The organism is Pseudomonas sp. VD-NE ins (assembly GCF_031882575.1).
GTDB classification, from domain to species: Bacteria; Pseudomonadota; Gammaproteobacteria; order Pseudomonadales; family Pseudomonadaceae; genus Aquipseudomonas; species Aquipseudomonas fluorescens_BZ.
On the sequence record NZ_CP134772.1, the window covers coordinates 1861340 to 1876707 of the forward strand.

15 protein-coding genes are annotated in these 15368 nt (G+C 58.5%); 8 read left to right on the forward strand and 7 right to left on the reverse strand.

All coding sequences use genetic code 11. The annotated features are described in order from the left end of the window. Nucleotides 1-102 precede the first annotated feature (102 nt). The 3 genes from RMV17_RS08210 to gcl form a co-directional block, all read right to left on the reverse strand. Nucleotides 103-996 (reverse strand): 2-hydroxy-3-oxopropionate reductase, encoded by an 894-nt coding sequence (locus RMV17_RS08210; protein ID WP_007919937.1) that lies wholly within the window; start codon nucleotides 994-996, stop codon nucleotides 103-105. A gap of 162 nt (nucleotides 997-1158) precedes the next feature. Then, a complete protein-coding gene (gene hyi, locus RMV17_RS08215; protein WP_016987505.1) occupies nucleotides 1159-1941 on the reverse strand; it encodes a hydroxypyruvate isomerase in 783 nt (260 codons plus the stop codon). Between the two features lie 193 nt (nucleotides 1942-2134). Then, complete coding sequence (gene gcl / locus RMV17_RS08220; RefSeq protein ID WP_007919935.1) at nucleotides 2135-3910, reverse strand: glyoxylate carboligase; 1776 nt, start codon at nucleotides 3908-3910, stop codon at nucleotides 2135-2137. A 268-nt stretch (nucleotides 3911-4178) separates the two neighbouring features. Here gcl and RMV17_RS08225 point away from each other — a divergent pair, with 268 nt between their 5' ends. Then, nucleotides 4179-4619, forward strand: a complete 441-nt coding sequence (locus RMV17_RS08225) for a heme-binding protein (protein ID WP_016987506.1) — start codon at nucleotides 4179-4181, stop codon at nucleotides 4617-4619. A gap of 209 nt (nucleotides 4620-4828) precedes the next feature. Further along, nucleotides 4829-5287: an REP-associated tyrosine transposase gene (locus RMV17_RS08230; RefSeq protein ID WP_311886235.1), complete on the forward strand. Its 459-nt coding sequence runs from the start codon at nucleotides 4829-4831 to the stop codon at nucleotides 5285-5287. 111 nt (nucleotides 5288-5398) lie between these two features. On the opposite strand, the gene RMV17_RS08235 is transcribed toward RMV17_RS08230, so the two are convergent. After that, nucleotides 5399-6007, reverse strand: coding sequence for a TetR/AcrR family transcriptional regulator (locus RMV17_RS08235; RefSeq protein ID WP_034151540.1), 609 nt, complete (start codon nucleotides 6005-6007; stop codon nucleotides 5399-5401). Between the two features lie 135 nt (nucleotides 6008-6142). Here RMV17_RS08235 and RMV17_RS08240 point away from each other — a divergent pair, with 135 nt between their 5' ends. Then, nucleotides 6143-7057 (forward strand): DUF808 domain-containing protein, encoded by a 915-nt coding sequence (locus RMV17_RS08240; protein ID WP_311886236.1) that lies wholly within the window; start codon nucleotides 6143-6145, stop codon nucleotides 7055-7057. Nucleotides 7058-7195: 138 nt separating this feature from the next. On the opposite strand, the gene RMV17_RS08245 is transcribed toward RMV17_RS08240, so the two are convergent. Together RMV17_RS08245 and RMV17_RS08250 are read right to left on the reverse strand one after the other, a co-directional pair. Continuing rightward, nucleotides 7196-7984: a VacJ family lipoprotein gene (locus RMV17_RS08245; protein ID WP_108226817.1), complete on the reverse strand. Its 789-nt coding sequence runs from the start codon at nucleotides 7982-7984 to the stop codon at nucleotides 7196-7198. After that, nucleotides 7977-9275: a serine/threonine protein kinase gene (locus RMV17_RS08250; RefSeq protein ID WP_034151543.1), complete on the reverse strand. Its 1299-nt coding sequence runs from the start codon at nucleotides 9273-9275 to the stop codon at nucleotides 7977-7979. Before RMV17_RS08250 ends, RMV17_RS08245 begins: the two co-directional genes overlap by 8 nt. Before the next feature lie 225 nt (nucleotides 9276-9500). On the opposite strand from RMV17_RS08250, the gene RMV17_RS08255 reads away from it, so the two are divergent. Continuing rightward, the gene (locus RMV17_RS08255) at nucleotides 9501-9869 is read left to right on the forward strand and encodes a hypothetical protein (protein WP_034151544.1); all 369 of its coding nucleotides are present in this window, start codon (nucleotides 9501-9503) and stop codon (nucleotides 9867-9869) included. A gap of 122 nt (nucleotides 9870-9991) precedes the next feature. Here the strand turns inward: RMV17_RS08255 and RMV17_RS08260 are convergent, their stop codons facing one another. Then, a complete protein-coding gene (locus tag RMV17_RS08260; protein WP_311886237.1) occupies nucleotides 9992-11587 on the reverse strand; it encodes a beta (1-6) glucans synthase in 1596 nt (531 codons plus the stop codon). 34 nt (nucleotides 11588-11621) lie between these two features. Between RMV17_RS08260 and RMV17_RS08265 the strand changes: the two genes are divergently transcribed. The 4 genes from RMV17_RS08265 to RMV17_RS08280 all read left to right on the forward strand — a co-directional run bounded on the left by RMV17_RS08265 (nucleotide 11622) and on the right by RMV17_RS08280 (nucleotide 14943). Beyond that, the gene (locus RMV17_RS08265; RefSeq protein ID WP_230669391.1) at nucleotides 11622-11798 is read left to right on the forward strand and encodes a hypothetical protein; all 177 of its coding nucleotides are present in this window, start codon (nucleotides 11622-11624) and stop codon (nucleotides 11796-11798) included. 76 nt (nucleotides 11799-11874) lie between these two features. Then, the gene (locus RMV17_RS08270) at nucleotides 11875-12726 is read left to right on the forward strand and encodes a glycine betaine ABC transporter substrate-binding protein (RefSeq protein ID WP_034151546.1); all 852 of its coding nucleotides are present in this window, start codon (nucleotides 11875-11877) and stop codon (nucleotides 12724-12726) included. A 250-nt stretch (nucleotides 12727-12976) separates the two neighbouring features. Further along, nucleotides 12977-13288: a DUF485 domain-containing protein gene (locus RMV17_RS08275; RefSeq protein WP_034151547.1), complete on the forward strand. Its 312-nt coding sequence runs from the start codon at nucleotides 12977-12979 to the stop codon at nucleotides 13286-13288. Continuing rightward, on the forward strand, nucleotides 13285-14943 hold the full coding sequence (locus RMV17_RS08280; protein WP_034151548.1) for a cation acetate symporter: 1659 nt from the start codon (nucleotides 13285-13287) through the stop codon (nucleotides 14941-14943). Before RMV17_RS08275 ends, RMV17_RS08280 begins: the two co-directional genes overlap by 4 nt. Nucleotides 14944-15368: the final 425 nt, after the last annotated feature.

Here is a 15368-nt window from a genome sequence, read left to right on the forward strand (position 1 = left end):
GGAGCGAGCCTGCTCGCGAAGGCGATGTGTCAGCCAACATGGATGTTGAATGTGCAACCGCTTTCGCGAGCAGGCTCGCTCCCACAGGGTTTTGTGCAGGCTTTATTTGTTGTCGCGAATCGAGAAGTTGGCCATGTGTTCCAGACCCTTGATCAGCGCCGAGTGGTCCCAGTTGCTGCCACCGATGGCCGCGCAGGTGCTGAACACTTGCTGGGCGTTGGCGGTGTTTGGCAGGTTGATGTTCAGCTCCTTGGCGCCTTGCAGGGCGAGGTTCAGGTCTTTCTGGTGCAGGCTGATGCGGAAGCCTGGATCGAAAGTGCCTTTGATCATGCGCTCGCCGTGCACTTCAAGAATCTTCGAGGAGGCGAAACCGCCCATCAGTGCTTCACGCACCTTGGCCGGATCAGCACCGTTTTTCGAAGCGAACAGCAGGGCTTCAGCAACGGCCTGAATGTTCAGGGCAACGATGATCTGGTTGGCGACTTTGGCGGTCTGACCGTCGCCATTGCCACCGACCAGAGTGATGTTCTTGCCCATGGCCTGGAACAGCGGCAGTGCGCGTTCGAAGGCATCGGCGTCGCCACCGATCATGATGCTCAGGGTCGCGGCTTTGGCGCCGACTTCACCGCCGGATACCGGTGCATCGAGGTATTGCGCGCCTTTTTCGTTGATCTTCGCTGCGAAGGCCTTGGTGGCGGTCGGCGAGATCGAGCTCATGTCGATAACGATTTTGCCTTTGCTCAGGCCTGCGGCAACGCCGTCGGCGCGGAACAGTACGTCGTCGACCTGTGGGGTATCCGGGACCATGACGATGATGAATTCAGCTTCCTGCGCGACTTCGCGCGGGTTGGCCAGGGCAACGGCCCCAGCGGCAACCAGGTCAGCAGGGGCGGCGTCGTGGTGCGCCGACAGGAACAGGCTGTGACCGGCTTTCTGCAGGTTCGAAGCCATTGGGTGGCCCATGATGCCGGTGCCGATAAATCCGATTTTAGCCATGAGAAAATCCTCTTGTTTTTATTGCTGCTTCAAGCAAAAAGGGAGCTGCTTTTATGTGGGAGCGAGCCTGCTCGCGAATACGGTGGAACATTCAATATCCGTGTTGACTGAACCACCGCATTCGCGAGCAGGCTCGCTCCCACAGGGTTTTTGCAGTGTTCTTTAAATTGCGTTGTGGGTTTTCAGCCAGCCCAGGCCTGCTTCGGTGGTGGTCAGCGGCTTGTATTCACAGCCAACCCAACCCTGATAACCGATGCGGTCGAGGTGTTCGAACAGGAAGCGGTAGTTGATTTCACCGGTGCCTGGTTCGTTGCGCCCCGGGTTGTCCGCGAGCTGCACATGGTTGATCTCGCCCAGGTGCGATTGCAGGGTGCGGGCCAGATCGCCTTCCATGATTTGCATGTGATAGATGTCGTATTGCAGGAACAGATTGGCGCTGCCGACCTGCTCGCGAATCGACAGGGCTTGCGCCGTGTTGTTCAGGTAGAAGCCCGGGATGTCGCGGGTGTTGATCGCTTCCATCACCAGTTTGATGCCCGCTGCCTGCAGCTTGTCGGCGGCGTATTTCAGGTTGGCGACGAAGGTCTTTTCTACCGTGGCATCGTCAACGCCTTGTGGACGGATACCGGCCAGGCAGTTGATCTGGGTGTTGCCCAGCACTTGCGCGTAGGCAATCGCCAGATCGACACCGGCGCGGAACTCTTCAACCCGATCCGGCAGGCACGCGATACCGCGTTCGCCCTTGGCCCAGTCACCGGCCGGCAGGTTGAACAGCACTTGGGTCAGACCGTTGGCGTCGAGCCTGGCCTTGATTTCAGCGGAGCTGAAGTCGTACGGGAACAGGTACTCGACACCGCTGAAACCGGCCTTGGCGGCGGCGTCGAAACGGGCAAGGAAATCCTGTTCGGTGAACAGCATGGACAGGTTGGCTGCGAAACGCGGCATGGTGGTCTCCTAAAAACGGATGTGACACGGTTGGTCAGACTGAACGCGATCAGTCCCCTCTCCTGGGGGAGAGGTTTAGGGTGAGGGGGATCCTGAGTTTGATCCGAATTTTGCGATCACCGCAAAAACGTTTCCCTCACCCCAGCCCTCCCGAAACGTCGGACCGCCCGGAGGGAGAGGGAGCTAATTACGATCAATCAAGCAGCGAAATCGCCGTTGGCGCATCGTTGCCGACCAGCGCCAGGTCTTCGAATTCGTTGACGGCGTTGATCTCGGTACCCATGGAGATGTTGGTCACACGCTCCAGAATGATCTCGACGATCACCGGCACCTTGAACTCTTCGATCATCTGTTCGGCCTTGCGCAGGGCAGGGGCGATTTCCGATGGTTCGAACACACGCAGTGCCTTACAGCCGAGGCCTTCAGCCACTGCGACGTGGTCAACACCGTAACCGTTGAGTTCCGGCGCGTTCAGGTTATCGAAGGACAGCTGCACGCAGTAGTCCATTTCGAACCCGCGCTGTGCCTGACGGATCAGACCCAGGTACGAGTTGTTCACCACGACGTGGATGTACGGCAGTTTGAACTGAGCGCCGACCGCCAGTTCTTCGATCATGAACTGAAAGTCATAGTCCCCCGACAGGGCCACGACTTTGCGGCTCGGATCGGCCTTCACCACGCCCAGCGCTGCCGGAATGGTCCAGCCCAACGGGCCGGCCTGGCCGCAGTTGATCCAGTGACGCGGCTTGTAGACGTGCAGGAACTGCGCGCCGGCAATCTGCGACAGACCAATGGTGCTGACGTAGCAGGTGTCCTTGCCGAACACCTGGTTCATTTCTTCGTAAACGCGCTGTGGTTTCACCGGCACGTTGTCGAAGTGGGTCTTGCGATGCAGGCTGGCTTTGCGCTGCTGGCAGTCTTGCAGCCAAGCACTGCGGTTTTTCAGCTTGCCGGCGGCTTGCCATTCACGCGCTACTTCGATGAACACGGTCAGTGCAGCAGCGGCGTCGGAAACGATGCCCAGATCCGGCGTGAACACACGACCGATCTGCGTGCCTTCGATGTCGACGTGAATGAACTTGCGACCTTCGGTGTAAACGTCAACCGAACCGGTGTGACGGTTAGCCCAACGGTTACCGATCCCCAACACCACGTCGGATTTCAGCATCGTCGCGTTGCCGTAACGGTGCGAAGTCTGCAGGCCAACCATGCCGACCATCAGCGGGTGATCGTCCGGGATGGTGCCCCAGCCCATCAGGGTCGGGATAACCGGAATGCCGGTCAGTTCAGCGAACTCAACCAGCAGATCGCTGGCGTCGGCGTTGATGATGCCACCGCCGGCCACCAGCAATGGGCGCTCAGCCTGATCCAGCAGAGCCAAAGCCTTTTCAACCTGAACGCGGGTCGCGGTCGGCTTGGCCAGTGGCAGCGGCTGGTAAGCGTCGATGTCGAATTCGATCTCGGCCATCTGCACGTCGAACGGCAAGTCGATCAGTACTGGACCTGGACGGCCGGAGCGCATTTCAAAGAACGCTTTCTGGAACGCGTAAGGCACTTGGCCCGGTTCCAGAACAGTGGTCGCCCACTTGGTGACTGGCTTGACGATGCTGGTGATGTCGACCGCCTGGAAGTCTTCCTTGTGCATACGGGCGCGGGGTGCCTGGCCGGTGATGCAGAGGATTGGAATCGAGTCGGCCGAGGCGCTGTAGAGCCCGGTGACCATGTCGGTACCGGCAGGGCCGGAAGTACCGATGCACACGCCGATGTTGCCGGCCTTGGTGCGGGTGTAGCCCTCGGCCATGTGCGAGGCGCCTTCAACGTGGCGAGCAAGGACGTGATCGATGCCACCGACTTTCTGCAAGGCGGAGTACAGCGGGTTGATGGCAGCGCCCGGGATGCCAAAAGCGGTATCAACCCCTTCACGGCGCATCACCAGAACGGCGGCTTCGATTGCTCTCATTTTGCTCATGGTTTTGTGCCTCTTTACGTTTTGTAATTGTATACAAGTGGCTTTGCGCAGAGTGTATTCACGGCGGATGGCGCAGGTCAATCCATTTTCTCAAGCGCCTGTTTCATTCGTCGGAAGCCTGTCTGAGTGTGGCTTTTCGTCGCATGTGGCGCTTTTCGAGAATTATTGTATACAAAAAAATAACTCATTGTGTTCTATTTATTGCATCGGGCTGCGGCAGAAAAGCGCAGCTCCACGACTTTCCCTATAACAAAATGAGGACGGCACCATGAGCGCTTTAACCTTGAAAGTCGCAGTCAACCTGGTCAACGAAGCCATCAATGCAGGGCGCGGCATCAACGCCGCGCCGCTGACCATCGCGGTACTCGATACCGGCGGCCACCTGATCACCCTGCAACGCGAAGACGGCGCCAGCCTGCTGCGCCCGAACATCGCCATCGGCAAAGCCTGGGGCGCGATTGCTCTGGGTAAAGGCTCGCGCCTACTGGCACTGGATGCACAACAACGCCCGGCGTTTATTGCCGCGCTCAACAGCATGGGCCAGGGCAGCGTCGTGCCGGCACCGGGCGGTGTGTTGATTCGGGATCAGGCGGGGAACGTGCTGGGCGCGATCGGGATTAGCGGTGATCTGTCGGATATTGATGAGCAGGTGGCGATCAGGGCGGTGGAGGCGCTGGAGTTGCGGGCGGATGCGGGGGTGGCTGCTTGAATCTGCGTTGATTGAATAACCGCTATCGCGAGCAGGCTCACTCCTACAGGTTTGTGTTCTGGCACATAAAGTGTGAACACCTCAAATCCCTGTGGTAGCGAGCTTGCTCGCGAAGGCGATTCAACGGAAACATCTTGCTAACAGTCTTGACGCTTCCTCCTCGTGTGCAGATCTAACCTTTCAGGTCATCTCTTGAAAGGGGCAAAGGAATGCCGAAACTTTCCGCTTCACATCGCTTGCGCTTTGGTCGTTACGACGAGCTCAACCGAATTTATCTGTTGACTGCCAATACCCTATATCGCGAACCTGTTTTCCACGATTTTGCATTGGGCAGGTTGGTCGTTGAGCAATTTCGACGCGCCCAAGAACAGGGCTTTGCCGACTCTTTGGCGTGGGTAGTTATGCCTGACCACTTTCATTGGTTGATCGATTTGAAGCGAGGCTCCTTGAGTGACCTGATGCAACGAACAAAATCCTTGAGCGCGCGGGCTGTGAATATGGCAGCGGATAGAAAAGGCAGTCTGTGGCAGCAGGGATTTCACGATCGGGCACTGCGCAGAGAGGAGGATCTGGTGAAAATAGCGCGATATGTCGTGGCCAACCCATTGCGAGCAGGCTTAGTGCAAAAGTTTGGCGATTATCCGCTGTGGGATGCGATTTGGGTCTGACAGGCTAACCGAGTCGCTCCATTCGCGAGCAAGCTCGCTCCCACAGGGGATTTGTGAACGCCACAGATCCAATGTGTGAGCGAGCTTGCTCGCGATGGGGTCACCGCAGTCTTACTGGTCCGGCTCACACCCTTTCAACACCAACCGGATAATCGTCTGCGCCGCGGCCTCATAATCCGCCTCATCCAGCTTGTCTTTCCCGGTGACCGCAGAAATCTGCCAGTCGAAGTCGGCGTAGGTCTGGGTCGCGGCCCAGATGCTGAACATCAGGTGATTCGGGTCGATCGGGGCGATCTGGCCGCGGTCGATCCAGCTCTGGATGCAGTCGATGTTGTGCTTGGCCTGGCTGTTGAGCTGCTCGACCAGGTCGGCGCTCAGGTGCGGGGCGCCGTGCATGATTTCGCTGGCGAACACTTTCGAGGCGAAGGGCAGGTCGCGGGAGATGCGGATCTTCGAGCGGATGTAGCCGCTCAGCACTTCGCTCGGTACGCCGTCCGGATTGAACGGGGTCGAAGCCTGCAAAATCGGCACGATGATGCTTTCCAATACCTCGCGGTAGAGGTTTTCCTTGGACTTGAAGTAGTAGTAGACGTTGGGCTTGGGCAATCCCGCCTTGGCGGCGATGTCGCTGGTTTTGGTCGCAGCGAAGCCCTTGTCGGCAAACTCCTCACTGGCGGCACGCAGGATCAGTTCTTTGTTGCGCTCGCGGATTGTGCTCATAAACCCGGTGGTTCCTTGCCTGTTCTGGCGGTTGCGCATGGTAGCACCGGCCTCGCGCAGCGCTCAAGAATGCCCCGTGTGGTCTGTGGTCGCGTTATGCTTCGCACCATTCATACATAAAAGGAAACAGGATTCATGGCAGGAAGCAGTTTGCTGGTGCTGGTCGACGATATTGCCACCGTGCTGGATGACGTGGCGTTGATGAGCAAAATGGCCGCCAAGAAGACCGCCGGCGTGCTCGGCGACGACCTGGCGCTCAACGCCCAGCAGGTCTCCGGCGTGCGTGCCGAGCGGGAAATTCCGGTGGTCTGGGCCGTGGCCAAGGGCTCGTTCGTCAATAAATTGATCCTGGTGCCATCGGCGCTGGCGATCAGTGCGTTCGTACCATGGCTGGTGACGCCGCTGTTGATGGTCGGTGGTGCGTACCTGTGCTTCGAGGGTTTCGAGAAGCTTGCGCACAAATTTTTGCACAGCAAGGCTGAAGACGACGCCGAACATGTGCAACTGACTGAGGCGGTAGCTGATCCGGCGACCGATCTGGTGGCGTACGAGAAGGACAAGATCAAAGGCGCAATCCGCACTGACTTTATTCTGTCCGCAGAAATTATCGCCATCACCTTGGGCACCGTGGCGGATGCTTCGCTGACGCAACAGGTGATCGTGATGTCCGGTATCGCGATCGTCATGACGGTTGGCGTTTACGGCTTGGTGGCGGGCATCGTCAAGCTCGACGATCTCGGTTTGTGGCTGACCCAGAAGCCTGGGCAGGTCGCGCAGAAAGTCGGCAGCGGCATTTTGAGTGCGGCACCGTACATGATGAAAACCCTGTCGGTGGTCGGTACGGCAGCTATGTTCCTGGTCGGCGGCGGCATCCTCACCCACGGCGTGCCGGTGATTCATCACTGGATTGAAGGCGTTGGCGCGGCGGCCGGTGGTGCCGGGTTTGCGGTACCGATGTTGCTCAATGGTGTGGCGGGGATCATCGCTGGTGCGGTGGTGTTGGCGGTGGTTTCCGTCGTCGGCAAAATCTGGAAATCTGTTAAAGGCTAAAAGATCGCAGCCTTCGGCAGCTCCTACATGGGCATCGCGCACCCCCTGTAGGAGCTGCCGCAGGCTGCGATCCCTTGATCTTAAAAAAAAGGGCCATTCGACTCGCATCGAATGGCCCTTTTTTGTACCTGCCGAAAACTACTCGGCGATCTGCAACTTGCGCGCCTCGGTGTACACGTAGCGCACTTTCTCGTACTCGAACGGCGAGTTCATCTGGCCGTAACGGAAGCTGGTCTGATAACGCTTGTCGACTGCACGCAACGCCCAGATTTCCGGGTGGTTGGAGCTGACTTCGGAAACGTTGAGGAAGTTGATCGCTGACTCGGCGGTGTAATCCACGGCAAGACCGGCGGTGTCGCGGATGTTCGACGGGCCGAAGATCGGCAGTACGAAGTAGGCGCCGCCCGGTACACCGTAGAAGCCCAGGGTCTGGCCGAAGTCTTCGCTCTGACGCGGCAGGCCCATGGCGGTCGCCGGGTCCCACAGGCCGGCGATGCCGATGGTGGTGTTGAGCAGCAGGCGCGCGGTGGTTTCCATCGAGCGCTGACCTTTGAACTGCAACAGGCTGTTGACCAGGTTCGGCACGTCACCGAGGTTGTTGAAGAAGTTGCTCACCCCGGTACGCACGAAGCTTGGCGTGATGTAACGGTAGCCATCGACCACCGGCAGGAACACCCATTGGTCGAAGCGATAGTTGAAGTGGTAAACCCGGCGGTTCCACGATTCCAGCGGGTCGTAGACGTTCAGCGCGTTGAGCGTCGAACGCTCGAATTCGCGCTGATCCAGCCCCGGGTTGAACTTGAGTTTGGACAGCGGCTCCTTGAAGCCGTCGCTGTCGACGACCACCGGCGCGTTGGCTTTACTGTTGTCGGCCTGGGCCACGCCTGCGCAGAGGAGCGCTGCCATCAGCAGGAGATATTTAGCCACGGAAGAACTCCAGCATGGCGTCGCTGTTGACGCGGTAGTTAAGGTTGCCGCAATGGCCGCCCAGTGGATAAACGGTCAGACGATCACCGAACGTTTTACGCAGGAAACCGAGGTCGCCCGGGCCGAGGATCACGTCGTCGGCGTTGTGCATCACGGCGATTTTCGGGCTGTCGTGCAGATAATCCTTGAGCGCATACAGGCTGACCTGATCGATCAGTTGCAGCAGGCTGCCGCCGTCGGTGCGTGCACGCCACATCGGGATCACCTGATCGGTCAGGTAACAGTCGAAGTCGCACTGCAACGCACGTTTGAGAAACGGCGTGAGGCTGGTGCCTTCGGTGATCGGGAATTTCGGCGGGGTGATCAGACCGCGACGGTTGATCAGATCTGAGGTGAAGGCAATGTCGGCCGCCGAGAAGCGGAACGAGGTGCCGATCAGCATCGCCATCTGTTCGTTGGTCAGGTGCTGCTTGGACTGCTGGAAGTCGTAGAGCAGCGCATCGTTGAGGTCGATGTAGCCTTTCTGCTGGAAGTAGCGGGTCAACTTCGACAGTACCAGCTCATAGAATGTGGTGCTGGTATTGATGCCTTTAACTTCGGTTTGCACCAGTTTGTCGAGGTTGGTCACCGAGGTGTAGAGGTTGACCGGCGGATTGAGCAGCAGCACTTTCTTGAAGTTGAAGCTGCGGCGCGTCTCGTCCAGATGCGCTACGAAGGCGGCATCAAGGGCGCCGAGGCTGTAACCGGTCAGGTAATACTCGGTGACTGGCAGCTTGGGATTTTGCGCGCGCACGGCCTGCATCACCCGGTACATGTCTTCGGCGTCTTCCTTGGTTACGCCCGGGGTGGCGAAGCGCGAGGCAGCGCTGATGAAGTCGAAACTGGTTGGCGAAGACAGCTGCACGACATGGTAGCCGGCCTTGTAGTAGAGCTTTTTCAGGTATTCGTTGAGCGTGCTGTCATAGCGCGCGCCGGTGCCGGCGATCAGGAAGATCAGCGGTGCTGGCTTGTCCTGGGTGGCGATGCGATAGGTGAGCTTTTTTACCGCCCAGAAGTTGTCCGGCAGGATGAACTCTCGCTCCGGGCGCAACGTCAGGCTGCGGTCCGACTGATTGATGTCGTCGTCCAGCGGCAATTCCGGGCGCAAGTCCGGCGGGGTCGTGGCGATGGTCGCCTCGAACGGGTTGGTCAGGGGATAGCCATAACTGGCGGCGTCGATATCCACCGCCAGTGCGGACGCACTCAGAATAAGGCCGCTGAACAGCGCGGCGAAGCGCAAGGAACGGAGCATGACTAGATCCCTTAGAGGAAGGTGCCGAATGAAGTTCGCAGGCTATGACCACCGGGTGTGCGCCAAAGTGCCATGCTGCGGCACCAAACAGGCAGAATTCGGAGTAATAGTAGCTGGACGATACACTTTGCACGCCCCGAATGAACAGTTAACAGTTGTTAGTTCTTGCACACGGCTGGTGGCAGATTAAGCTGGCCGCCGATTTCCGAAGATTGGAGTGTTTAAATGTCCCGCCGTTTGCCCGTGATTCTGCTGCTCGTTCTGTTGCCGTTGTGGCTGGCCGCCAGCTATGGCGCGCGTTATGGCTTTATGGAGGACGGAAAGTGGGTGGGCATCTGCGTGGATGAGGCCAGTCGCTGGGAATGTCAGGTGCGGTCGAACCTGGGCTTGATGATTCACTTCAAGGTGTTGGGCTGGACGGCACTGGGCGCCGCGTTGATCAGTTTCGTCTTGCCGGGGCGGGCAGGGTGGTGGCTGGCGGTGCTGGCGCTGGTATTCGGGGCGCCAGCACTGGCGTTGTACAACACCACGTTGGCGGTGTTTGCGCTGGTGATTGCCGGGTTGCGTCTGGTCCGCGAGTCCCGCAGCGTCTGACAGTCAGTCATCGCTGGCAAGCCAGCTCCCACAGGTTTTTGTGTCGTACACACATGTTGTGTTCAATCAATATCCTGTGGGAGCTGGCTTGCCAGCGATGAGGGCTTGGAAGGCGCTAAAGATCAGGCCTTGCGAACGCGGAGGCAGCGCCACAAAGCAGCCACCATCAACACACTCACCAACGCCCAACCCCACGCCTGCTGATTCTGCAACCCTTCCTGATACAACTGCGGCGCAATTCCCGCGCCGACAATAAACGTCAGCAGCGCAATTTCGCGACGCGGCACGCTCACCGGGCGGCACAGATACACCAGCGCCGGCAGCACGAACGCCATGCTGGCAAAGCTGCGATAACGCGGATCGAAGACCATCTCGAGCATCATCACCGCTGCGGCAAAACCTGCCGCCGCGACCAGCCAGCCGGCGCGACGCTCCAGCAGATTGAACGCACGTTGACGCCAGTCAGTTCGCGCACTCAGCGTCAGCGCCGCATGTGCCAACACCAACAGATTCAACGCGGTCAGTAAACCGACCCATAGCCACTCACTGGCGAATCGCGTAGTCACCCGCGCCAGATCACCCCAGGCGCCAATCGAGCAAGCGGCGAGGGCGCCCAGCAGCGGCAACACCAGCGCCGAGCGCGTGGTGCGAACGCGACCGCCGAGCATCAGCGTGCCAAGAAAAATCAAACCACCGATCGCCAGCCATTCCTTCCAGTAAGGCACGTTGGTCACTGGTCCGGCCAGCACACCCTTGTCCTGACGATCCGCGTCGAACAGCCCCCAGTAACCGCCGACCGCGCCTTCGCTGCCGCGCTTCCACGGCTGGTCAAAGGCTTCGATCAGGTTGTAGTGCCAGCCTTCTTTCTCGGCCATCGCGACAAAACCACGAATGAATTTGGCCTCGTTGACCCGGCTTGGCAGGGCGGTCTCGCGCTGACGGCCTTCGCTCGGCCAGCCGGTTTCACCGATCATCACGTCTTTCGGTGCGAACTTATTGCCGAATACTTGGCGCACATCCGCGACGTGTTGCAGGGCGACGTCGATGTTCGATGGATCATCTTCCCAGTACGGCAGCAAATGGATGGTCAGGAAATCCACCGCTGGCGCGACTTCCGGATGCTTGAGCCAGAACTCCCAGACATCGGCGTACGTGACCGGTTGCTTGACCTGGCTTTTGACCTTATTGATCAGCTTCGCCAGTTGCGCACCGGTAACTTCCTTGCGCAGCAAGGCTTCGTTACCGACGATCACTGCACTGACTACGTCCGGGTTGGCATTGGCCGACTTGATCAGCAGGTCGACTTCTTTCTCGGTGTCCACCGGGTTGCTGTTGACCCAAGCGCCGATCATCAATTTCAGGCCATGTCTGCGCGCCAGGTCCGGCAGCGCCTCAAGGCCCGTCATCGAATAGGTGCGAATGCACTCGAAGCGTGTCGCCAGCAGCGCGAGGTCAGCGTCCATGCGCTCCGGGCGTAGCTTGAACGGCACGTCGAACGGCGATTGGTCTTTATCGAATGGTGTGTAAGAGGCGCATTGCAGCTTGTGCGTCGGCGTTGCGGCGTCCGGCAGAATCACCGGTTGGCCGAGGCCGTACCAGAACCCGCCGAGTGCAAAAAGCCCAAGCAGGCAGGCGAAGAGATAAGGCAGAAAGGGAAAGCGTGAAGTCGCGGGCATGGTCAGGCCGAGTGGCTGCAAAGCGACGCATGTTACCTGCATTTATAGAGGGGTTGGTGGCCCGCATGATTTTGACATGCAAAGTTCGGGCGGATTATTTGGCGTCATTTATATAGTCGCGATTAATGGCCTTCTGATGTCGTTTCTCGTTGCCTTGAGGTCGCTGACAGAGCAGGTCGCTGCGGGCGTCAGGTTGATGATCGAAACCATCAGTGCTCCGCTGATGTTCGAGCGAGTTTGCGGTCAGGCGTGATGGGGGCGCCGTGCACCATAACAATACGTTGACGCCGCCCGTCATCCGTCGGGCGCAGCATTTCGGGGAAGTAACGATGAAGATGCGACGACTTTTAGGCGCAAGTGCTGCTCTGGTGCTTGCGATGAGCTCTACTTTCGCCAGCGCAGAAAAACAGACCCTGAACATCGGTTACGTTGACGGCTGGTCCGACAGCGTCGCGACCACCCACGTGGCCGCCGAAGTGATCAAGCAGAAACTCGGCTACGACGTGAAACTGCAAGCCGTCGCCACCGGGATCATGTGGCAGGGCGTAGCCACCGGCAAACTCGACGCCATGCTCTCGGCCTGGCTGCCAGTGACCCACGGCGAATACTGGACGAAAAACAAGGATCTGGTCGTCGATTACGGCCCGAACTTCAAGGATGCAAAAATCGGCCTGATCGTGCCGGAGTATGTGAAAGCCAAGTCGATCGAAGACCTGAAAACCGATGACACCTTCAAAAACCGCATCGTCGGCATCGACGCCGGTTCAGGCGTGATGCTCAAGACCGATCAGGCGATCAAGGATTATGGCCTCGACAAATACAGCCTCAAAGCCAGTTCCGGCGCCGGCATGATTGCCGAGCTGACCCGTGCCGAGAAGAAAAACGAATCCATCGCCGTCACCGGCTGGGTGCCGCACTGGATGTTCGCCAAGTGGAAACTGCGCTTCCTCGACGACCCGAAAGGCGTGTACGGCGCGGCTGAAACCGTGAACAGCATCGGCAGCAAAGAACTCGCGACCAAAGCACCGGAAGTGGCCAAGTTCCTGAAGAACTTCCAGTGGGCGTCGAAAGACGAGATCGGCGAAGTGATGCTGGCAATTCAGGACGGTGCCAAACCTGAAGCAGCGGCCAAGGATTGGGTCGCCAAGCACCCGGATCGCGTGGCTGACTGGACCAAATAACCGCAAATAGCTTCGGATCAACGCAAACCCTGTGGGAGCGGGCTTGCCCGCGATAGCGGTCGGTCAGTTGACTAATCAGTTGACTGACACGACGCCATCGCTGGCAAGCCAGCTCCCACAGGTTTTTGTGTGTGCTGAAAAATGGCGAATTTGTCATGGCGTTCTACTACTAAGGTCGTCTGTTACCGCGCTCGCAGCCGCATACATTAGCTATGTTCCAACAATAATCTGTGCTGCGAGGATAAAAACAATGAACGACAGCATTTACCTCTCGATTCAAAACAGTCCCCGATTCAAGGAGCTGGTTCAGAAAAGGGAACGATTCGCCTGGATTCTCTCGGCAATCATGCTCGGGCTTTACTCCGCATTCATCCTGCTGATCGCTTACGGGCCACAAGTGCTCGGGGCGAAACTCAGTCCTGAATCTTCGATTACCTGGGGCATTCCGATCGGTGTCGGCCTGATTATTTCGGCTTTCGTCCTGACGGGTATCTACGTGCGCCGCGCCAATGGCGAGTTTGACGACCTGAACAATGCGATTCTCAAGGAGGCTCAGCAATGATCCGGCGTCTACTGGCTCTTCTGAGCATCTCGGCGTTCGCGCCTGCCGTCTGGGCCGCTGACGCCCTGACCGGCGAAGTCCACAAGCAACCGCTCAACGTCGCCGCGATCGCCATGTTCGTGGTGTTCGTCGGTGCAACTCTGTGCATCACTTACTGGGCATCCAAGCGTAACAAGTCGGCTGCCGACTACTATGCGGCGGGCGGCAAGATCACCGGTTTCCAGAACGGTCTGGCGATTGCCGGTGACTACATGTCGGCGGCGTCCTTCCTGGGGATTTCCGCCCTGGTGTTCACCTCCGGCTACGATGGCCTGATCTACTCGATCGGCTTCCTGGTGGGCTGGCCGATCATCCTGTTCCTGATCGCCGAGCGCCTGCGTAATCTGGGTAAATACACCTTTGCCGACGTGGCGTCCTACCGTCTCGGGCAAACCCAGATCCGCACCCTGTCCGCCTGCGGCTCGCTGGTGGTGGTGGCGTTCTACCTGATCGCGCAAATGGTCGGTGCCGGCAAGCTGATCCAGCTGTTGTTCGGCCTCGATTACTACGTGGCAGTGATTCTGGTCGGTATCCTGATGTGCATGTACGTGCTGTTCGGCGGCATGCTGGCGACCACTTGGGTACAGATCATCAAGGCTGTGCTGTTGCTGTCCGGTGCCTCGTTCATGGCGCTGATGGTGATGAAACACGTCAACTTCGACTTCAACATGCTGTTCTCGGAAGCGATCAAGGTTCACCCGAAAGGTGAGGCGATCATGAGCCCGGGCGGTCTGGTGAAAGATCCGATTTCGGCGTTCTCCCTCGGTCTGGCGCTGATGTTCGGTACTGCGGGCCTGCCGCACATCCTGATGCGCTTCTTCACCGTGAGTGACGCCAAAGAAGCGCGTAAGAGCGTGCTTTACGCAACTGGCTTCATTGGTTACTTCTACATCCTGACGTTTATCATCGGCTTCGGCGCGATCCTGCTGGTCAGCACCAACCCGGCCTTCAAAGATGCAGCGGGCGCTCTGCTTGGCGGCAACAACATGGCGGCGGTGCACCTGGCTGACGCGGTGGGCGGCAGTATCTTCCTTGGCTTTATCTCGGCTGTAGCGTTTGCGACCATTCTGGCGGTTGTGGCGGGTCTGACCTTGGCCGGCGCTTCGGCGGTGTCTCACGATCTGTATGCCAGTGTGATCAAGAAGGGCAAGGCTAACGACAAGGATGAGATTCGCGTTTCGAAGATCACCACGGTTGCGCTGGGTATTCTGGCGATTGGCTTGGGTATCCTGTTTGAAAGCCAGAACATTGCGTTCATGGTGGGTCTGGCGTTCTCGATCGCGGCTAGCTGTAACTTCCCGGTGCTGTTGCTTTCGATGTACTGGAAGAAGCTGACCACGCGTGGTGCGATGATCGGCGGCTGGTTGGGGCTGGTCAGTGCGGTTGGTTTGATGGTGCTTGGGCCGACCATCTGGGTGCAGATCCTGCATCATGAGAAGGCGATCTTCCCTTACGAGTATCCGGCGCTGTTTTCGATGATCATTGCCTTTGTCGGGATCTGGTTCTTCTCGATTACTGATAAGTCGGCGGCTGCGGATAACGAGCGGGCGCTGTTCTTTCCGCAGTTTGTGCGTTCGCAGACGGGGTTGGGGGCGAGTGGGGCGGTTTCGCATTGATCGTTTGATGGTTTTTTAATGTTGTGCTGGATGCCCCGGTTGAGAGATCGGGGCATTTTTATTGGGCGGTTATCGGCTAGAGCTGTGTACATATCCGTTGCTGCGGTAACGGCTGCTTAGGGTTTCGCCCTTACGGCGACTCACTTTTTTTACAAGCGCCAAAAAAAAGTAAGCAAAAAAACGCTTGCTCCTACGTGCGGCCCGCTCGCTGGGGCTCGGGGTTCCTTCGCTCCGGGATCGATCCGGGCGCAGCGTCTCCGGTTTGCTTCGCTGCACCTCCTCTCGCTGTGTTTGGCTTCGCCAAACGGTCGCTGCGCTCCCGCCCCCGGATCAATCCCTCCACTCAGCCTTCCGACGTCGCCTTACAGATCAAGAGCTGCAGCCGAGCTAACGCTCATCCTGTTGAGTGGTGAGGAGCAACAGCG

Coding starts and splice junctions, on each gene's coding strand:
- RMV17_RS08210 (WP_007919937.1), bottom strand. CDS start 996: ATGGCTAAAATCGGATTTATCGGCACCGGCATCATGGGCCACCCAATG.
- hyi (WP_016987505.1), bottom strand. CDS start 1,941: ATGCCGCGTTTCGCAGCCAACCTGTCCATGCTGTTCACCGAACAGGAT.
- gcl (WP_007919935.1), bottom strand. CDS start 3,910: ATGAGCAAAATGAGAGCAATCGAAGCCGCCGTTCTGGTGATGCGCCGT.
- RMV17_RS08225 (WP_016987506.1), top strand. CDS start 4,179: ATGAGCGCTTTAACCTTGAAAGTCGCAGTCAACCTGGTCAACGAAGCC.
- RMV17_RS08230 (WP_311886235.1), top strand. CDS start 4,829: ATGCCGAAACTTTCCGCTTCACATCGCTTGCGCTTTGGTCGTTACGAC.
- RMV17_RS08235 (WP_034151540.1), bottom strand. CDS start 6,007: ATGAGCACAATCCGCGAGCGCAACAAAGAACTGATCCTGCGTGCCGCC.
- RMV17_RS08240 (WP_311886236.1), top strand. CDS start 6,143: ATGGCAGGAAGCAGTTTGCTGGTGCTGGTCGACGATATTGCCACCGTG.
- RMV17_RS08250 (WP_034151543.1), bottom strand. CDS start 9,275: ATGCTCCGTTCCTTGCGCTTCGCCGCGCTGTTCAGCGGCCTTATTCTG.
- RMV17_RS08255 (WP_034151544.1), top strand. CDS start 9,501: ATGTCCCGCCGTTTGCCCGTGATTCTGCTGCTCGTTCTGTTGCCGTTG.
- RMV17_RS08260 (WP_311886237.1), bottom strand. CDS start 11,587: ATGCAGGTAACATGCGTCGCTTTGCAGCCACTCGGCCTGACCATGCCC.
- RMV17_RS08265 (WP_230669391.1), top strand. CDS start 11,622: ATGCAAAGTTCGGGCGGATTATTTGGCGTCATTTATATAGTCGCGATT.
- RMV17_RS08270 (WP_034151546.1), top strand. CDS start 11,875: ATGAAGATGCGACGACTTTTAGGCGCAAGTGCTGCTCTGGTGCTTGCG.
- RMV17_RS08275 (WP_034151547.1), top strand. CDS start 12,977: ATGAACGACAGCATTTACCTCTCGATTCAAAACAGTCCCCGATTCAAG.
- RMV17_RS08280 (WP_034151548.1), top strand. CDS start 13,285: ATGATCCGGCGTCTACTGGCTCTTCTGAGCATCTCGGCGTTCGCGCCT.